The following is an 18,349-nucleotide window of genomic DNA, read 5'->3' on the forward strand; positions in this document are numbered from 1 at the left end:
ATGGATACGCAATTAAATAATGTTCCGCATAGGAGATATAACATTTTAACCGGAGAATGGATACTGGTCTCTCCTCACCGTACCAAAAGACCCTGGCAGGGAAAAACCGAAGAAAGCAAGACCGAAAAAAAGGAAAAATATGATCCTTCCTGTTACCTTTGCCCCGGAAACACCCGCGCCAGTGGAGATACCAATCCCGATTACAGGGAACCCTACAGTTTCGTGAACGACTTCTCCTCGCTCCTGCCCGATACTCCAGAGATCGATTTTAATGGCGGGTTGCTGCATGCCGAAAGCGAAAAAGGTATTTGTAAAGTGGTATGCTTTTCTCCCGATCACTCACTAACACTGCCACTGATGGAGGTCGAAGATATTACCAAGGTGATACGAATGTGGAAAAAAGAATACCTGGAACTGGGAGCTAAGAAAGATATCAATTATGTCCAGATATTTGAAAATAAAGGGGCGATCATGGGTTGCAGCAATCCGCACCCTCACGGGCAGATCTGGTCTCAATCTTCGATCCCCACCGAAATCCTTAAAAAGTCGGCGAAATTCACCGAATACTGGCAGAAGAATAAACGTAGTTTACTTGGAGATTACCTGGAACAGGAGTTGGAACTGGCTGAGCGAATACTCGAAGAAAATGAACATTTTGTGGCCCTGGTACCTTACTGGGCAGTATGGCCCTTCGAGGCGATGATCGTTCCAAAAAGGCATCTTCAGCATATTGGGCAGTTAACTGCAGAGGAAGAAAAAGCCTATGCCGCCATCCTTAAAAAACTTACCATCAAGTATGACAATCTTTTTGAGACCAGTTTCCCCTATTCCTCCGGAATTCACCAGGTCCCAACCGACGGCAAGGAATACCCGGAATGGCATTTTCATATGAGTTTCTATCCACCCCTGTTACGTTCAGCAACCGTAAAAAAATTCATGGTAGGCTATGAAATGTTCGCGGGGCCTCAACGAGATATCACCGCAGAGCAGGCAGCAAAAAGATTAAACGAATTATCAGAAACCCATTATCTTAAGTTAGGCTAGACTTTGTATCGTTTCAGAAGTCCTTCCTGGTTCAGGAACAGTTGAATGATGGCACTGAAAATTTCTATTGAAGCGTGTTCTCTGAAGGAAAAAACAGATACGAATTTGAAGCTTTGGGTACCCACTTGAACGATTTTTTTAAGGCTAAGAGCTTCAGCTACCAAATTAAAATCCAGGTACCATGACCTAATGGATATCTCAATATTAAAGTATGGCATCCAACACTTGTAAGCGTTAGAAAAGCTATATTTAAAATATAGTTTCAAATTTCATCAGAAAATTGATTACCCATTAAGCCAGAGTAAGATAACTTGAAGAATAATCATCGAGTTCGATTCATATTTCGTACATTTCAAATTTTAGGACCAATTTGATGAATACGCAGTTAGACCCTTCCCTTCAGAAAGATGTTCAGAATATCTTACAAATATCTTCACTTCCATCCATGCTTAACATCATTTGTAAGACAACTGGTATGCGATTCGCCGCGGTTGCAAGGGTTACCGATAAAAAATGGGTCACCTGCTTATCTAAGGACGAAATAAATTTTGGTTTAAAACCAGGTGATGAGTTAGATCTACAAACAACTCTTTGCAATGAAATAAGACAACATTCTAACCCGGTTATTATTGATAATGTTCCTGAAAGTCAGCAATACTGCGATCATCATACACCCGCAAAGTATGGCTTTAAAAGTTATATCTCCTTCCCGATTTTCCGTAAGGATGGTAGTTTTTTTGGTACCCTATGTGCCATAGATCCTGATCCTGCCCAACTCGAGAACGAGCATACCCATGATCTTTTTAAACTCTATACAGAGTTAATTTCTTTTCACCTAGAATCTCTTGAGGAACTGAAAAACATAAAAATTAACCTTTCAGAAGAAAAAAAGACGGCTAAACTCCGAGAAACCTTTATTGCCATTCTTGGACATGATCTTAGAAATCCCCTTATGAACACAAGGCTTTCTGCCGATATTCTTTTACACAAGGATATCGATGAGAGTTTAAAAAAATATGTTTACTCAATTAAATCCAGTTCCCTAAGAATGCAGGAATTAATTGATAACCTGTTAGATTTTACCAAGGCAGAACTAGGCCAGGGAATTTCACTGGATTTAAAAAATGATAATGCACTCTTGGAAAATGTATTGGAACAGGTTATTTTGGAAATTGAAACTACAGATTCATCCCATCAAATTATTTCACAAATAGACCTGAACCATCCGGTTATTTGCGACAGCAACAGGATAGGACAACTACTCTCAAATTTACTTAGCAATGCTGTAAAGCATGGACATGATTCCAAACCAATTTACGTAAACGCGAAAACCCTGGATGCTAATTTTATTCTTGAGGTAATCAATTCCTCAGAACCCATTCCAGAAAAGACATTAAAGAATATTTTTAAGCCGTTTACCACGATTCAAGCAAAAAATGTCAAAGACGGGCTGGGCCTGGGCCTTTTTATAGCTTCGGAAATTGCCAGAGCCCACGGAGGTTACCTGGAGGCCACCTCGATCCAGGACCGTACCAGCTTTAAGTTTAATATGTCTTTAAAAAACTGATCATTAAACTGTAACATTAAGTTATACAGATTGAATGAAAATTAAACTTCCTTTCTTAATTGATGAAAACACGGAATATTATAGGTAATGGGAATCGTACACAAAGTTGAATATAATTTTTAACTGGCTTAATTTCAGTTTATCATGAGGTTCAAAACTGCTTTAAGAATTAAGAAACGATTATGAAGTCTGCTACAGTACTTGGCTGCGGGATCGTAGGCTTGACTACGGCCATAAAATTACAGGAAGCAGGATGGAAAGTCAGGATTATTGCCAGGGAATGTTTTAATGCCACTTTATCCAGTAAAGTGGGGGCCATATGGTTTCCCTTTGAAGTATATCCAAGGGAAAAAGCGAATTATTGGGCCAGGCTAACCTATAAAGAATACCTGCATGACAGGACGCCGGGAAATGGTGTGAGTTTTATTCCATTCATAACGGCATATAATGAAGATACCAATTTGGATTGGACCCAGGAAATGCCTGAAGGTACCACCAGGCAGGCTTCAAAACAGGAATTGCCTGAAGGCTTTCAGAATGCCCTGATCTCAAGAGTCCCGCTGGCAGAACCTCAGCGATATTTGGCCTACCTTTTTAAACGCTTTACAGCAAAAAAGGGCACTTTTATACAGCGAAATATTGAAAGTCTTAAAGAAGTTTCCAAGTTGGATAGCCTTGTTATAAACTGTACCGGTTTAGGTGCAAAAGAGCTCTGCAACGATGAGGACCTGCATGCGATGCGGGGACAAATCCTTCGATGTAAAAAAATGTCAATTCCTTCCTGTGCCGATTCTACCAGGAAAGGAGCATTATTCTACGTGATAAACCGAAGTGAGGATTGTGTAATTGGCGGTACAGATTATATAAATGATTATAACCTGGAAGTAGACCAGAAGGATACGGAGCAAATCCTGGATCGCTTTACAAAGGTTGGAATTTCAAATAGCAAACCAGAGATCATCGAAGAAGTTGTAGGACTACGCCCAAAAAGAAGCGAGGTGCGTTTTGAATTTGACAAAAAGTATCCATGGATTTTTCATAATTACGGGCACGGAGGCGCCGGTTTTACTGTTGCCTGGGGTTGCGCTATAGATATTGCACGCCAAATAAACCTTTAAGCCATACTACTTTTAATTAGAAAGTATAAATGGATGCTGCCGTAAATCAGCTCACCAACAAGTTCGAATTTGAAAGCTATAACTGGAGTTTAACTGAAATTATTTTTGACGAATTATCAAAATTGTCAATAAAAGCAAGTGATCTGAAATTCAGGTTTTAGGACTTCCAACCTATTGAGAAGGAACAACCCCGGTTAATATTCATATAATCTTTCCGGGTCTATATTAAATTCATTCATATACCACCTCAAATTATTCAGGTAATCCACATCAAGAGAATCTATGATATTGGTCGTTTCATATAAATCTGAGTTCAGCTCGTATAATTCTTGCTTTTTTGTTTTCCTATCATAAATAAGCTTATACCTCAAATCCCCATTTTTATGGATAATGGCATAACGCTCATCTTGCTGATGATAGGTTAATTGCCGGTTATCTTCCTCGCTATATAATGAAACTCCCTCCCATGGTTCAGGAATTGGCAGTCCTAACCTATCCACTATGGTTGGTGCGATATCTATAAGCGAGGCATAGCGGGTATTTTTGTATTCAACATCTTCGGGATCGTAAATTAAAATTGGGGTAAGTAATTGTTGGGTAGATAGATCCCGACTATGTCCAAATTCACCATTTTCACCCAGGTATTCACCATGGTCTCCAGTAATTACGACAATACTGTTTTGAAGATATCCCTTATCTGCTAGGCTTTCAAAAATTTCCTTGATATAACTATCGGCCTGCAAAATACCGTTGTCATACCTATTAACATAATCACCTGTTTCGAAAATGGTTTTACTTGCCGGTCTATACCTTTTGAATTGATTTAAACGTACTCCCAGATTATGAACAGACATCATGTGAAAATGAAAATAGGCTGGTGTATCCTGATAATCTGGTATATTTTCAAGCCCCTCAAATAGTATGCGATCGTCATTGGGATCTGAATGTTTTTTGGTCATCGAACCATCCAAATAGTAATCAAGTTCGCTATTATTCCCATAAAATGATTTAAGCCCACTAAAATTGGAATGGTCTCCTGAAACAATAAAATTAAGATCATAACCCTGGTCCTTCAAAAGTTGCTGCAGGGAGAAGTTATCGTATCCCAGGTGAGCCCAGATCCTGGACCTTAAAATACTATTGATCCCAGCAAAAGATTCAGCTGCTACTGAAAATGACAGATCTATTTTCCGCAGATCACCAGCAGTATAGACACTATCCAGAAATGGCGTGGTTTCGCGCTCATAACCATAAAGCCCTAAATGGTCTGACCGCAGGGCATCAATTACAATTATTACGATATTCTTTTTCTGAAAATCGAGATTTTTTGGATAAGAATTGCGTATACCTACATCTTCGTATTTATCTGAAAGTATTCTTCCATCGAACGGATCATTTCTAAAATAGACGTTGGCCACAGGCTCTTCAATTCTGTAAAGAAAAGCAGGAATCTTTGAGCGTTTTATCCACAATACACCTGATACGAACCCGGTAAGAAGTAAAAAACAAATCATACTTACGCGAATTAGCCTGGGTGGATTATTAAAATGATGTTTCTGAATAAGTCTCTTAAGCTCTAGTATTCCCTGGCGAATTGTACTGGCAAATAATAGTATCCCCGTAAAGATCAAAACAGGAATGAAAATTAAGATACTATAAACCAGAAATGGACTTACATCAAAATTGGAAATAAATTCGTCTAAATATTTTACGTATCCAAGTACGATCTCTAAGGTGAATATCTTTGAATTGAAATATTCACCGCTAAATGCAAAAAGATAGGCGTAATACAAAACCACATTCACACATCCATATAATGTTGCAATAAGGTATTTGGTTATTTTTTGAAACCTATCAAGCCTTCCAGAAAAGAATATAAGTCCTAATAAGGATATAGTCAGGTTCGCTAAAAAAACCAGCGCTAGGTGGCCAACAATCAACTCTATTTTTAAAAGAAAAAGCTGCTGAAAAATTAGAATAACCACCAGCGGGATAATTATCTGCACGAAAGCAAATAGGCTGAATTTGATCAATTTGGTTTTAGCCTGCATTTTTCTGGAAATTGATTTAATTGAAGAAATTTTAATTCTATATGAGACTTAATCGAATGCTACTATTAATTCTGGTTGTGGTTTAATTATTCTGAAGTTTTTTACAGTGATAAATGTATTCCGTAGGTAAACCTGAAAACCTTTCGATTTCACAAACATCAAACACCATTTGAAACTTCCTGAAATTGAATTTTGTATATAAAACCTGACTGTAGAAGCATTCATCATTGAGTGCAGTGTAGTCATCCTGGATTATACCAAGCCCCATTTCCCTTGAAAAAAAGGAAAATGGAATGGAAGAAATAACGCTATCTATCTTTATATCCAGATGTTTACTCAGGTTTTCAGCGCCATCATTTATAATTACCAGCCTAGGATCTGTAATGGATTGCCTAACATGCTCACAAAAATCACCGTTCACCTCAAAGGAATATAATCTAGAATTAGGTGATAGGTTTGTAAGAATGGCTTTAGTGATATTTCCATGCCCCATTCCAAACTCCACGACTACCACGTCCTTCTCTTTCGGGATATATCGACAAATCTCACTTTCTACTCTTCGGCTGGTCTCTTTTATGGCTCCTGTCACAAACAGGTTCTTAGAAAACTGAATGGAAGTCTTTAATTTTTCCTTTAATCTCTTCTTATTGGGCATTTTATTTTATGGCTCCTGTTAGGCTTTTCAAGTATAGAAAAGCTCCTATATTCTGTTCATAGTTGGTTTAATAATTCCTGATATCAATAATCTTAGATCAGAGCGCGTGCCTGAATCCTGTGCTGCCCTCATAACTAATTGGTAAACTTTAACCAAAATCCAATCCTTGCCTATATTCTAAGCTCATTTCCAATAAGACTATTGATCGACACAAAAATAAGTATCACGGTTGAATCTAAATAAAAAAATTGATCCTTTCTAATTTTTCAAATTCTAAAAGGGCTAATTCCGTGGAGACAATGAAGAAAATGTTTGATGATTAAAGGAAATAGATAATATAAAGAAGGCCACATACGCTTAAGCATGTGGCCCTGCCACCTGCCTAGATGATTTGGGGCATTCGAGGGGTGACTACTGCAAGTTAATTCCTACATTTTAAATTACTGCCTAGTTTAACACTTATTTTACATCAAAACCAGATTTAAACAGGTCCTAGAAGAAATAAGGCCGGGATTTTGAGATTTTAGGTCACTCCAGTAAAATGGTTATAATGTTCTACTTTTGATCAAAATTGTTTGATAAAATTTCAATTCTATTATATCCTTTCATCGATAAATCCTCTTTTTTCAGCTGCTGGGTATTAATTTTGCCGAATACAATTTTGGGAGCAAAACAATGGCTATAAAACGCTTGATCAATAAATTTACTTTCCTTTCCATTTTATTTCTAAGTCTTATCATTTCCAGTCAGTTCTATTTTGCAGATAGGGAAGCTGCGAGGATACATGATGAATTGAATGCAGATCTTATTTCAGGTAAGGTGACCAACCTTTTATTTCTGCTCAATGGCGATGAAAGCCTTCGATCTGATTGGGAAGAACAGTATAAGGATTTACTTATTACCTTGAATAATTACCCCGATTTAAGGCGATTGATCCTGAAAAACCTGGAATCCCTGAATCACTCGATCGAAAACTTTTCTTTTCAGGACAGGTCGTTTAATTCTACCGAAGCTTCACGGGCTGGGAATCACCTGATTATAAAGGATATTCTAAAACAACTAGATAATTACTCCTACCAAACCTCTCAAAGGTTGCTTAAGCTTCAAAGGGATAGTTTGTATATGGAATTAAGCCTTATCCTTGTCTTTACTATTTTCTTCCTGTATAATTTATTTATTTTCCTCAAATCCAATTACAGGAGCTTCAATTTACTGCTGGCTGAAATTCTTTCAGTTAAAGAGGGAAAGACTACATTCATCAACTTGGGTAAAGCCTTTGAAAAGGACCGTGAATTATCTTTGATCGGGAATTTATTAAATGAACTTTTATACAAATTAGATGAAAACAGGAAACAATTATTGTCAAACTTCAGGTTATTAGAGGAGCGAAATCATTTTATTGAAGAGATCTTCAACCATTTACCTATTGGTGCCTCTATCTATTCCATTTCAGAAAAAAGATTTATTAAAACCAATGTAGAGTTCGCCAGAATTTACGGCTGGAATCCAGTATCAATTGAAAACCTGGATTCGTTCTTTGACTATTTGAAGCCCGGAAGCAAGTACCAAAAGCAAATTGAAAACTCGATTCTCGAGGATACCAATAACTCAGAATTGAGGATGATAGAAATTAAAAATGAACAGGGAGAAACAAGATATATAAATATAAAAAGGATCCCCATTCCGGAACAGGATTTAGTCGTGCTAACAGCCATAGACATTACCGAACGAAAAAAGGCAGAAAAAAGGATCAGGGAACAGGAGGAATATTTACAAATCCTAACCCAGAACGCATCAGATGCGATCCTGGCTTGCGACAGCGAAGGTAGGATCGTATTTTTCAATAACATGCTAAGGAGCTGGGCCGGTAATGAGAGAAGTGATATTAGCCCTGAAGACTGGCCTGGTCACTATCATTTGTATACTTCAGATCTTGGAAGACATCTTCGAACAGATGAGCTTAGCCTGGTAAAGGCTTTAAAATCTGGGAGGGTTAAAAATCATGAATTTGCCATGAAAAAACCCGGGAATCCGGTCAGGTACCTTGAAGCGAACGGCTCTGCGCTCTATTCGGAAAATGGACACAAAATGGGAGCCATGGTTGTGTTAAGGGATATTACCGAACGGGTTAATTACAAGGTCAGAATCTCTAATGAAATTATTGAAGCACGTGAAAAGGAAAGAAAAAAGATAGCTTCAGAGTTACACGATGGGATTACACAATATTTAGGTTTGATCGCCATGAATCTGAAAAACCTGGGACTGGATTTTCCCCAATTACAGGATAACAACAGGTATAAGAGCACCGTAAGCAACCTGGAGGAAGTGATTAATGCCAGTAGAAACCTGGCACACAGGATCATGCCTGGATCGATAGAATATCTGGGATTGATCCCTTCTGTAGAAGAATTACTGGAAAATTTACAATTAAATTCTTCGATCCAGATTAATTTTGTTTATAATAAAGATATTAAACTAGCTTCCAACCTGGAATTACAGTTATTCCGAATCATTCAGGAGACGGTAGGAAATGCTCTGAAACATTCAAAAGCTAGTTTAATACAGGTAAGTATCACGATTCAGGAAAAAGATCTGCTATTGGAAGTAGAAGATAACGGGATTGGTTTCGATCCCGGTGAAAATTTCAAAGTGGGAATAGGCCTGTTAACCATTAAAGACCGGGTGAAAAAAATTGAGGGCAAACTGGATATAATTTCAGATCAAAACGGAACAAAACTTATTGTGAAATCTAAAATTTAAAAGAGGTGGGAAGAATAAGGGTTTTTGTAATGGATGACCACAAGCTGGTGAGAGAAGGTATCATTTTTCTTCTCAGGGAGTTAAATACCAGTATTCACTTTTCGGGAAGTGCAAGTGATGGAAAAGAGGGATTTGAAATAATCTCCTCTATGGATGAGTCCCAAAAACCAGAAGTGGTTCTAATGGACATTAATATGCCAGCTATGAACGGTATTGAATGTACTTCACTGCTTACCAGGAACTTTCCCAATATCAAGGTTGTCGCTCTTACCATGTTAAAGAATACTTCTCATATTAAAAGAATGCTGAAGGAAGGCGCAGTAGGCTATTTGCTTAAAGATTGCGATCGGCTCGAACTCAAAAGAGCCATACATACGGTCTATGAGGGAGAAACATACTTTAGTCCTGCCGTGGCGCAGCAAATAATGGCTCATATGACCAGGTTAAAGAAGGATAAGGATTCCTCTTCAAACTTAAGCTCCAGGGAATTAGAGGTTTTAAATCTGGTAGTTGCCGACCATTCGAACCAGGAAATTGCTGAGAATCTTTCTATTAGTGTTCGCACTGTAGAAACTCACAAACAAAACCTATTAGCCAAGACCGGCTCGAAATCGGTAGCCGGCCTTGTGGTATACGCTATAAAAAACGATCTGGTAGATATTTATTAAGCTTTTAGGTTTTTCACGTAAGCCTCCCACTTTGAAACTTGGTTAATACCCTTATAAAATATTTTAACTTTCTTTTCACATTTGTTGAAGCCCGATAAAATGGCTTTTTCAAATGGATCTTAATCAAACAAGGCTTGGTGTAATGGGGAAATCTCCTCAATATCTGGAAAAATTAATCCAGGCTCTTGCAAATTTGAATATCCCCGAAAAGAACATTCTTAAATTTCCTGAGTTCCTCCCCCTTGCAAATAGCGATCTTTCCCTTGTCTTCGTCGTAATTCACGAGTTAGATCCTACCGATGAAACTCTTGATGCTATCGAAAGCCTGCTTTCAATTTATCCCAATCTTGTAATTGTTCACCCTAAAAGCATTGATCTAAATCAAACTTATCATGACCTGGGAGTCAGGCACAGTATATTCCTTGATGAGATCAATCCATATTCGGTTCACAAATGTTTGAGATATTCTTCAAAGAGGGAAAAGCGATCACCGCTAGATCAACCAGATAGTGACCATAATCCATTCAGAACCTCTGGTTATTCAGGTAAATGGGAATTTGACCTTTTAAGTAAGAACATTTCCTGGGATGAAACCATCAATAAGCTTTTCCATATTGCCCCTACTTCAGGACAAATACCCCTGGAAATATGGAAAAGTATGGTTCATCCTGAAGACAGAATTAAGCTGGAAACCCAACTTGAAAAAGCAATACTGAACCATACCGTTTTTGATTCGGCATTCCGGATAAATTCAAAAGGAGAAAATTATCGCTACTTCCATATCAAAGCGGTGGTAAACAGGGATCGTTTTAAAAGACCTCTTAAGCTGGTTGGAAGTATTCAGGAAACTACTTCAACAGAAAAGAAAAGAGAGAAATTATTAAATACCCTTAAAGAAAAAAGAGAAATCCTAGATAGTATTTGTACTGGTTTCTGCACGATAGACAGGAACTGGAAAATAACCGATTGGAACAATGCTGCCGTACATATTACCGGAATAAAAAAAAGTTCGGCAATTGGTGAGGATCTTAGACTCTCATTTCAGCTTGATTCTGATGAGTTTTTTTCAGAAAAAGTCAGCTCCTGCTTTCATAGTATGAAACCTGTGCATTTTGAACATTATCAACCGCTTTTTAAAAAATGGCTTGATTACTCGATTCGGATAAAGAAGGATAAGTTACTGGTTTTCTTCAGGGATATAACTTCTGAAAAAGAAAAAGAAATAGAACTGCAAGCTTTGCGAAGGCTGCAAAACGATGTGATAAACAGCACCTCAGGCCATATATGGGCGGTCGACCAGAATTTCAATTTAATGCTCGCAAATGATAGTTTTTTTCAGGATATGAAAAAGATTTCGGTGATTCCCTATGGCATTGGGTCAAAAGTAGGCAGCCAGTTAAATGGCTCTTCTGATTTTTCAGCTAAATCAAGAAAAAAATGGTACCGGGCCTATAAGAAAGCTTTGAATGGCGAAAGCATGAAAATGAAAAGCGAGGTAAGCTTAAGAAACAAGCGTAAAAAACACTACCAGGTAATTATGAGCCCCATTAGATCTGATGCCCGGGATAATCAGAAAATTACCGGGGTAGCCTGTTTCTCAAGTGATATTACTACCAGGGTGAGACAGGTAAAAGCTCTAAAAGCGAAAAACAGAAAATTAAAGGAAATCGCCTGGATGCATTCCCACCTGTTAAGAGCTCCGGTAACAAAAATACTTGGATTGATAGACATCATTCAACAATCCTGGCATTCAAAAGAAGAATTAAACCGGTTACTTCATTTTTTAAAAGAAGCCTCACAGGAACTGGATGAGCTTACCAAGAAAATCACCGCAGCTTCAGAAAAATCTTAAATAAAAGACTATGAAATTATTACTGGTAGATGATGATAAGGTGATAAATATAATTCATCAAAAAATTATCAAACAATTATATCCCCGCCAGGCTATTCATGCATTCAGTGAGGGCCTAAAAGCCTTAAAGTACCTGGAAACTCTGAAGGTGCACGAGAGAATAGTCATCTTTTTAGATTTAAATATGCCCATTATTTCAGGCTGGGAATTTTTAAAAAGATTACAGGATAGTTTTTATCATTTAAGAATCGAAGTATATGTTGTATCCTCTTCAGTGGCATCGGGAGACAGGCGCCAGGCCTTAAAGTTCCCCATTGTTAAAAGTTTCATTTCAAAACCTTTAACTCCTCTGCTTCTGAAACAATTGGCCATTCTCGAAAAAGAGACGAAGCTTAGCCACATTCCTTGCCCAAAGGAATCCCGGTAAACCTCAGCAGATTATAACAACCAGGTTAAATGAAATGATACTCAATCCCTAACCTGAAAAATCTAAATATCATGAAACTACTTACCCTTAAATTAAAAGACCGGCTTAACTTTTCCCAAAGATTAATTCTATTAAGTCTCTTCCTAATCCTAGGCATTTTGGTTTTAATACTGAACAGGAGCTGAAATTTTTGATTTCCAGGGCCGGTAAGAAATGGAGCCCTAAAAAAACAAAACCCTGATCAACCATAAGTTATCAGGGTTTCGTACTTAATAAAATGTAATAGTCGGGATGACTGGATTCGAACCAGCGACCCCACGCACCCCATGCGTATACGCTACCAGACTGCGCCACATCCCGAATTTTTCAATAAACCGCTCAATTCCAATTTTTCAAAATTTTTCAAATCTAGTTTGAATCATTCTGTGGGGCAGCCCGCCCTGAGCGCAGACGAAGGGCCACATCCCGAATTTTTCAATAAACCACTCAGTTTCAATTTTTCAGAAGTTTTCAAATCTAGTTTGAATCTTTCTGTGGGGCAGCCCGCCCTGAGCGCAGACATGCGGCAGCCCCAATTATTCTGCAAATAAAACAGCTTTATTTTAATTTTCAAAGTTTAATTTCGAATTAACCAATCACTCCTTTCTTACGAAAATAATCCATGAATTCATCCGGGTGAGCCCCGGTTCTCGTACCGTTTTCCAGGGAATTGATGCTCTCCATATCTCCTGCACTCAATTTAAAATCGAAAATTTGCGAATTCTCCCTGATCCTTTCTTTATGGACGCTTTTAGGAAGAACGCATACTCCTTTTTGTATTGCCCATCGAAGTATCACCTGTGCAGCCGTTTTTTGATACTTCTGCCCGATCTCCTTCAGCACTTCATTATCCAGGATCTTGCCTCTCATCAATGGTGACCATGCCTGGTATTGGATGCCTCGATTCTGGCAATGATCGATCAAATCCTGCTGAATTAATCTTGGATGAAATTCATTCTGAATCAACATAGGCTGGACACCACCTTCCTCCCTGATCTCTTCTAAATGATGTTCAAGACAATTGCTCACCCCAATGGCTTTCACTTTTCCCTCTGCATATAATTCCTGCATCGTTTGCCAGGCATCTATGTATTTCCCCGGAACCGGCCAGTGTATCAGGTAAAGGTCCAGGTAATCAAAGCCCAGTTTTTCCAGGGATCGCTCAAAAGCCTGCCTGGTGTTATCGCTTCTCATATCGTCGATCCATAATTTGGAAGTGACAAAGATCTCCTCCCGCGGAATCCCACTCTGCCTGATCGCATCCCCTACTCCCTCTTCGTTGTTGTAAAAACTTGCTGTATCGATAAGCCGGTAACCTTCTTCGAGTGCAGCCAGGATAGAACTAATAACTTCCCTTCCGTCCTTCATCTTATATACTCCCAGCCCGACTGAAGGCATTTTCAAACCATTGCTTAAAGTAATATTTCCAGGTACTGTTTCAGATCTCATAGGTTTGATTTCGAATGTTGTTTTAAAAATTCACTCACTTCCGTCAAATAAATATCGGGTCTGTCCAGCCAGCCATAATGCCCGCATCGGTCCATAATAACGAGGCTGGAGTTTGGCAAAATTTTATGTGCTTTTTCTGCCAGGTTAATGGGAGCCACTTCGTTCTTTCCATTAAGTATGAGTACCGGTTTATTGAATTCTGAAAGTTCAGCGGAAAGGTCAAAATTGTTTTGTGACAGGTCTTTCCACATCAGCGAATTAATACGCATATTACCATCCATGAATCTACCAGAAATTCCGGCTGCAAGGCTGTCGTTAAACAGGTAGGCCCGGGCGAGGATAGTAGCTCTCCTTCGGGCAGTCTCTTCTGAAGAATCTCCTAACTGAATTTTTGCAGAATAATGGTTCAACGAATCCCTGTAAGTTTCTGAAAGCTGGGAATACACATCAAAATCTTCAAGTATATCAAGATCCAGCCCACCAGAATGCGACTGTATCATCGCCTGTACTCTTTGTGGGTGTTTCACGGCATAAGCATAGGCCAGCATGCCTCCAAACGAATGGCCAAGGACGATCCATTTATCATATCCTAAATGCTTTCTCAGCAATTCAATATCTTCCACCATCAGGTCTAAATTGATGGTGCTGCTATCCAGGTTTTCCAGTTTTGATAAGCCGGTTCCTCGCTGGTCATAGATAATGGTCCTATTGTTTTCGGCTAGCATTTGAGCCAGGTCGGCAAAACCGGAACTGCTAATTCCGGGACCGCCATTGATGATAAGAACAGGAAAACCTTCTCCAAAACTCTGAAAAGCCAATTCTCCATCAGTTGTTTTGAAGCTTTGATACTGTCCAAACAGGCCGAAGCTGCATAGAAAAGCAAAATTAAAAGCTAAAAAAAAGCGCTTCATAGGCATAGAAATTGAACCAGTTTATATTCCTAAAAAATTAAAACAGGAAGTTTTTTAATCCCACCAATTTAAAATTTAAATTTAGCGTCCCAAATACAATGACCTATAAATATGCCACAGAGAATCTTATTTCTGTTTATCATTTTATTCACAGCCAGCGCCAATGCCCAGGAGATCACTGAAACCAATACGGATAGCATTTATTTTAAAGCACTTGACCTTTATAAAGAAACCAGCTATCAACAATCTCTGGACTACACAAACCGGGGCCTTGAATTAGCGCCCGATTATCACGACATTCGGATTCTCAGGATTCGAAACCGTTGGGCTCTGGAGCAAATAAGACTAGCAGGTGATGACCTTATCTATCTACTGCAAAATGTGCCAGATTATCCCGGGGTTTCAGAACTTGCCAATCGCCAGGTACTATTGTTTAAAGATTCTCAGCGAGCCCTGGAATTTATCAATATCCTTGAGGAACAGCAGAATTCAAACCTGGAGGTACAGGTTTTAAAAGCCTCTTTATATGAAAAAGCTGGTAAAAAGAAAGAAGCCAGGGAACTGGCTTTAGAACTTTTTTCGAACAGAGAACTCAACAACGACCAGCGGTATACCATTCAGAATATATTAAAAAGAACCATTTCTAACGAAATTGGTTTTAATTACCAGTACATCAATTTTAGCGATGATTACAGCCAAAGCGATTCCTGGAACACCTTCTCAGGTGAATATCTTCACTATTTTGGCCGCTCGGCTGTAATTGGCCGTATCACGCACCTGGACAGAAATTATGACTCTGGTTCTCTTTATGAGATCGAGGCCTATCCCGTTTTTAGCGACCGCGTCTACGCCTTTGTAAACCTAGGGCTGTCTAATGGAACTATCTATCCGGATTTGCGTGGAAGCGCCAGCGTCTTTGTCAATTTTCTGAAAAGTTTCGAATTGGAAGCCGGAGGCCGTTTACTGCATTTCAGCGAGCAGGACTATTTTACGGGTATTGCGGGACTAACCTACTACACCGGGAAATTTTACCTGAACACAAGGGCTTTTATAGGGCCTGAAACCCTGGGTCAGCTGGTACAGAATTACCAGTTTAACATCAGGTATTACCTTAAGGATACCGATAATTTTATCTTCGGAAGACTGGGAAGCGGCATATCGCCTGATGAAAGCACCATTTTTACCCAGGTTCAGGAAAATCCTGGTCTGGATGCCTACTACCTTAATTTTGGACTTAATAAGACACTCGGTGCCAAACACATCATCCAGGTTTCAGGAGGATTCCTTCAGGAAGATCTCAGTAACGGAAATACCGGAAATCAATTGATAGCTAACCTGGGATATCGCTTCCGGTTTTAAGTTTCTGAAACCTTGAATCCCTTGCGTGTCATGGTTCCCCAGCCAGATTTGATACCAAAAAGCTTTTTATAATAGCCCTTCATCTGGCCGAAAACGATCACCGGATGGTATACAAAAGGCTCGAGGTATGCCGCCAGTAAGAGTTCGATGATCTGTTTAGGCCTGGTATAATGATCAAAGCTTTTCACATACATAAAGATCGCTGCAGTAGAAAAGATGCATCCCAACAAATAAATTGCAAAAAATAAAAGAATCGCGACGGGCCAGTTTATCCAGCCAAATAGCCCAAATGCGATAATACAAATAAGACCAAAAAATTCAACCAGCGGCGCACCGAACTCAAAGAATAACCAGTACGGGTAATAAAATAAACCCATAAACCGATATTTGGGATTAAAGAACAGCTTCTTGTTGATCGACATGGTTTCCCAAAGTCCGCGTGCCCAGCGATCCCGTTGTTTTACAAGTATACTATAATCCGGAGGCCCTTCTGTCCAGCAAAGGGTTTCCGGTAGATATACCACCTTATACGGTTTCCCTAAATTTTCCATATGGGTGCGAAGCCTGATGCAAAGTTCCAGGTCTTCCCCCACCGTTTTATTATCAAAGCCGCCTACTTCAAGCAGTCGTTTTCGAGGATACATTCCAAAAGCCCCTGAAACCAGCATTAGGCCGTTCACTTCTCCCCAGGCCATTCTTCCTAACAGGAATGCGCGTATATATTCAACCACCTGGACCATCGGCACTATGGAATTGGGTAACCTAAGTTCTTTTAGGACCCCGTTTTTAACGATCGAATCGTTAGCGATCCCAATTCCGCCTCCACAGGCGATGATCTCCTCCTTATTTTCCTCGAGATAAGGCCTCACCATCTTCAGCAATGCATCCTGTTCAATGATACAATCAGCATCAGTACATACCACCAGTTCGGTAGTGGCAAAATTGATCCCGGTATTAAGGGCATCTGCCCGGCCACCATTGTTCTTATCGATCACCGTTAGATGGGTATACTTTTTATTCTTGCTTCGATAAATATGTCTTACAGAAGCGGTTGGGATAGGCTGGGAAATAAAACTGGCATCATGCTGTTCCAGGTCGAATTCCCTGATAAGTTTTTCCATGGAATCGTCCTTGCTACCGTCATTAACCAGGATGAGCTCATAATATGGATACTGGATGGATAAGAGGGATTTCACATTTTCGATAATTGTGAGCCCTTCATTGAAAGCCGGTGCAACCAGCGTAACAGAAGGAATATCTGTTGCGCTTACAATATCTCCAACCTGGAGAAAAGTAGCTCTTCTTTTGGTTCTCCTTATAGCCCTGGAAGCTAAGAGAACTCCAGCGAAATAAAGACACAGCAGGATAATTCCGTAGGTAAAGAAGAAATAATTCGTCAGGTCATAAACGATACCACTCCCAAAAAAATTTTCCACACTATCCCACATACAAACTGGATTTTGGAAATTGCTGCATATAGAACTCCTGAACCTTTTCTTTATACCCGTTATTCCAGAGGATCTGTGCTACATTCAATTTAATATCTTCATTAGGACCATATAATTTCTCGAGGTAAAATTCCGGATCCATATTAGAGTTTTCATAAATATAATTCATGAGCTGAAGCTTCTGGGTGGCATCAGGAATTTTGTCATATTCATTCTTTATGTAGGCCATACTAGCCGAAGAAACCGAAAAAGTATTGATGCAATAGATCGCTGTTTCCCTAACCTCGTAATCTTCATCGGCCAGGTGTTTCATTATAAATTCAACCTCGCTTTGCAGTTCGAACTTCCTGATGATACGCATCAGCAATCGTTTAGCAAAAGACCGTTCGGTTCCATAAACCTTCTGAAGCCATTTTAGATCGGGTTGAGGATAAAAATCATAGAGTTTCTCAACCACCTTGATCTGCTGCCAGAGGGTCATGTTCCATTTAAGATAAGGAAGAAACCGAAGGCTCTCCCAACCGAGGAAAACCACCATGGCGATCTGGGCTTCCCGCCTTACATAGATATTCTTATCGTTTCGATACTTTAAAACTTCATCCAGGTAATGCACCTGGTTCATCTCATAGATTTCCCTGATCCCTCTAGCCTGCCGGTACCAGTTCCAGCTACTTATCTTTTTAATGGAAACTCCGTAAGGTGGGATCATCCCATAAAGCTTTTGCAGCTTGGTAAAATTACTGCCCGAAATACTTCGCTGGGTTCGGATCATCAGCGAGATCAGGTACTGGACATTATTGCGATTAGCCGGTCGAATTCCTGTTTTTTTAAGTCGGTCGTTTATTTGTTGAACACTTAATGGATTTGCAGGATCATTGTACAGGTATCTGCTTACCAGGTCGGCAAAGGTCGCTTCAATTAGGGCAAGTCTGCTGGTTCGTATACGGCGGTAGAACATACTTACGCCAATGGATATCCAACAAACAACCAACAGCAAGACT

General features: G+C 39.4%; 14 protein-coding genes and 1 tRNA gene. 8 read left to right on the plus strand and 7 right to left on the minus strand.

What is annotated here, in order from left to right:
• From MKO06_RS13235 to MKO06_RS13245, 3 genes are all read left to right on the plus strand, one after another.
• Positions 1 to 1,044 (plus strand): UDP-glucose--hexose-1-phosphate uridylyltransferase, encoded by a 1,044-nt coding sequence (locus tag MKO06_RS13235; RefSeq protein WP_241552545.1) that lies wholly within the window; start codon positions 1 to 3, stop codon positions 1,042 to 1,044.
• A gap of 373 nt (positions 1,045 to 1,417) precedes the next feature.
• Positions 1,418 to 2,611, plus strand: coding sequence for a GAF domain-containing sensor histidine kinase (locus MKO06_RS13240; RefSeq protein ID WP_241552548.1), 1,194 nt, complete (start codon positions 1,418 to 1,420; stop codon positions 2,609 to 2,611).
• 182 nt (positions 2,612 to 2,793) lie between these two features.
• On the plus strand, positions 2,794 to 3,729 hold the full coding sequence (locus tag MKO06_RS13245) for an FAD-dependent oxidoreductase (RefSeq protein ID WP_241552549.1): 936 nt from the start codon (positions 2,794 to 2,796) through the stop codon (positions 3,727 to 3,729).
• Between the two features lie 194 nt (positions 3,730 to 3,923).
• Here MKO06_RS13245 and MKO06_RS13250 read toward each other — a convergent pair whose 3' ends face one another.
• Both MKO06_RS13250 and MKO06_RS13255 read right to left on the minus strand, forming a co-directional pair.
• Positions 3,924 to 5,780, minus strand: a complete 1,857-nt coding sequence (locus tag MKO06_RS13250; protein ID WP_241552550.1) for a sulfatase-like hydrolase/transferase — start codon at positions 5,778 to 5,780, stop codon at positions 3,924 to 3,926.
• An 82-nt stretch (positions 5,781 to 5,862) separates the two neighbouring features.
• On the minus strand, positions 5,863 to 6,435 hold the full coding sequence (locus tag MKO06_RS13255; RefSeq protein WP_241552551.1) for a class I SAM-dependent methyltransferase: 573 nt from the start codon (positions 6,433 to 6,435) through the stop codon (positions 5,863 to 5,865).
• Positions 6,436 to 7,110: 675 nt separating this feature from the next.
• Between MKO06_RS13255 and MKO06_RS13260 the strand changes: the two genes are divergently transcribed.
• From MKO06_RS13260 to MKO06_RS13275, 4 genes are all read left to right on the plus strand, one after another.
• Positions 7,111 to 9,195 carry a PAS domain S-box protein gene (locus MKO06_RS13260; RefSeq protein WP_241552552.1) on the plus strand — a complete coding sequence of 695 codons (2,085 nt, stop codon included), beginning with the start codon at positions 7,111 to 7,113 and terminating at the stop codon, positions 9,193 to 9,195.
• A gap of 5 nt (positions 9,196 to 9,200) precedes the next feature.
• Positions 9,201 to 9,863, plus strand: coding sequence for a response regulator transcription factor (locus MKO06_RS13265; RefSeq protein ID WP_241552553.1), 663 nt, complete (start codon positions 9,201 to 9,203; stop codon positions 9,861 to 9,863).
• Positions 9,864 to 9,975: 112 nt separating this feature from the next.
• A complete protein-coding gene (locus MKO06_RS13270) occupies positions 9,976 to 11,715 on the plus strand; it encodes a PAS domain-containing protein (RefSeq protein WP_241552554.1) in 1,740 nt (579 codons plus the stop codon).
• Positions 11,716 to 11,725: 10 nt separating this feature from the next.
• Entirely contained in the window at positions 11,726 to 12,142 is a 417-nt protein-coding gene (locus MKO06_RS13275) for a response regulator (RefSeq protein ID WP_241552555.1), read from the plus strand.
• Between the two features lie 286 nt (positions 12,143 to 12,428).
• Here the strand turns inward: MKO06_RS13275 and MKO06_RS13280 are convergent.
• The 3 genes from MKO06_RS13280 to MKO06_RS13290 all read right to left on the minus strand — a co-directional run bounded on the left by MKO06_RS13280 (position 12,429) and on the right by MKO06_RS13290 (position 14,541).
• Positions 12,429 to 12,502, minus strand: a tRNA-Pro gene (locus MKO06_RS13280).
• Between the two features lie 267 nt (positions 12,503 to 12,769).
• On the minus strand, positions 12,770 to 13,630 hold the full coding sequence (locus MKO06_RS13285; RefSeq protein ID WP_241552556.1) for an aldo/keto reductase: 861 nt from the start codon (positions 13,628 to 13,630) through the stop codon (positions 12,770 to 12,772).
• Positions 13,627 to 14,541, minus strand: a complete 915-nt coding sequence (locus tag MKO06_RS13290) for an alpha/beta fold hydrolase (protein ID WP_241552557.1) — start codon at positions 14,539 to 14,541, stop codon at positions 13,627 to 13,629. Before MKO06_RS13290 ends, MKO06_RS13285 begins: the two co-directional genes overlap by 4 nt.
• Before the next feature lie 111 nt (positions 14,542 to 14,652).
• Between MKO06_RS13290 and MKO06_RS13295 the strand changes: the two genes are divergently transcribed.
• A complete protein-coding gene (locus tag MKO06_RS13295; RefSeq protein ID WP_241552558.1) occupies positions 14,653 to 15,900 on the plus strand; it encodes a YaiO family outer membrane beta-barrel protein in 1,248 nt (415 codons plus the stop codon).
• Here MKO06_RS13295 and MKO06_RS13300 read toward each other — a convergent pair.
• Together MKO06_RS13300 and MKO06_RS13305 are read right to left on the minus strand one after the other, a co-directional pair.
• Positions 15,897 to 17,348: a glycosyltransferase family 2 protein gene (locus MKO06_RS13300; RefSeq protein WP_241552559.1), complete on the minus strand. Its 1,452-nt coding sequence runs from the start codon at positions 17,346 to 17,348 to the stop codon at positions 15,897 to 15,899. The two genes, MKO06_RS13295 and MKO06_RS13300, sit on opposite strands and share 4 nt — an antisense overlap.
• The gene (locus MKO06_RS13305; RefSeq protein ID WP_256946185.1) at positions 17,338 to 18,306 is read right to left on the minus strand and encodes a HEAT repeat domain-containing protein; all 969 of its coding nucleotides are present in this window, start codon (positions 18,304 to 18,306) and stop codon (positions 17,338 to 17,340) included. The genes MKO06_RS13300 and MKO06_RS13305 overlap by 11 nt, the downstream gene beginning before the upstream one ends.
• Positions 18,307 to 18,349: the final 43 nt, after the last annotated feature.

Origin of the sequence: Christiangramia oceanisediminis, assembly GCF_022570735.2 — a bacterium.
GTDB lineage: Bacteria > Bacteroidota > Bacteroidia > Flavobacteriales > Flavobacteriaceae > Christiangramia > Christiangramia oceanisediminis.

Coding starts and splice junctions, on each gene's coding strand:
- MKO06_RS13295 (WP_241552558.1), top strand. CDS start 14,653: ATGCCACAGAGAATCTTATTTCTGTTTATCATTTTATTCACAGCCAGC.
- MKO06_RS13245 (WP_241552549.1), top strand. CDS start 2,794: ATGAAGTCTGCTACAGTACTTGGCTGCGGGATCGTAGGCTTGACTACG.
- MKO06_RS13270 (WP_241552554.1), top strand. CDS start 9,976: ATGGATCTTAATCAAACAAGGCTTGGTGTAATGGGGAAATCTCCTCAA.
- MKO06_RS13260 (WP_241552552.1), top strand. CDS start 7,111: ATGGCTATAAAACGCTTGATCAATAAATTTACTTTCCTTTCCATTTTA.
- MKO06_RS13240 (WP_241552548.1), top strand. CDS start 1,418: ATGAATACGCAGTTAGACCCTTCCCTTCAGAAAGATGTTCAGAATATC.
- MKO06_RS13250 (WP_241552550.1), bottom strand. CDS start 5,780: ATGCAGGCTAAAACCAAATTGATCAAATTCAGCCTATTTGCTTTCGTG.
- MKO06_RS13305 (WP_256946185.1), bottom strand. CDS start 18,306: ATGTTCTACCGCCGTATACGAACCAGCAGACTTGCCCTAATTGAAGCG.
- MKO06_RS13300 (WP_241552559.1), bottom strand. CDS start 17,348: ATGTGGGATAGTGTGGAAAATTTTTTTGGGAGTGGTATCGTTTATGAC.
- MKO06_RS13235 (WP_241552545.1), top strand. CDS start 1: ATGGATACGCAATTAAATAATGTTCCGCATAGGAGATATAACATTTTA.
- MKO06_RS13290 (WP_241552557.1), bottom strand. CDS start 14,541: ATGAAGCGCTTTTTTTTAGCTTTTAATTTTGCTTTTCTATGCAGCTTC.
- MKO06_RS13285 (WP_241552556.1), bottom strand. CDS start 13,630: ATGAGATCTGAAACAGTACCTGGAAATATTACTTTAAGCAATGGTTTG.
- MKO06_RS13255 (WP_241552551.1), bottom strand. CDS start 6,435: ATGCCCAATAAGAAGAGATTAAAGGAAAAATTAAAGACTTCCATTCAG.
- MKO06_RS13275 (WP_241552555.1), top strand. CDS start 11,726: ATGAAATTATTACTGGTAGATGATGATAAGGTGATAAATATAATTCAT.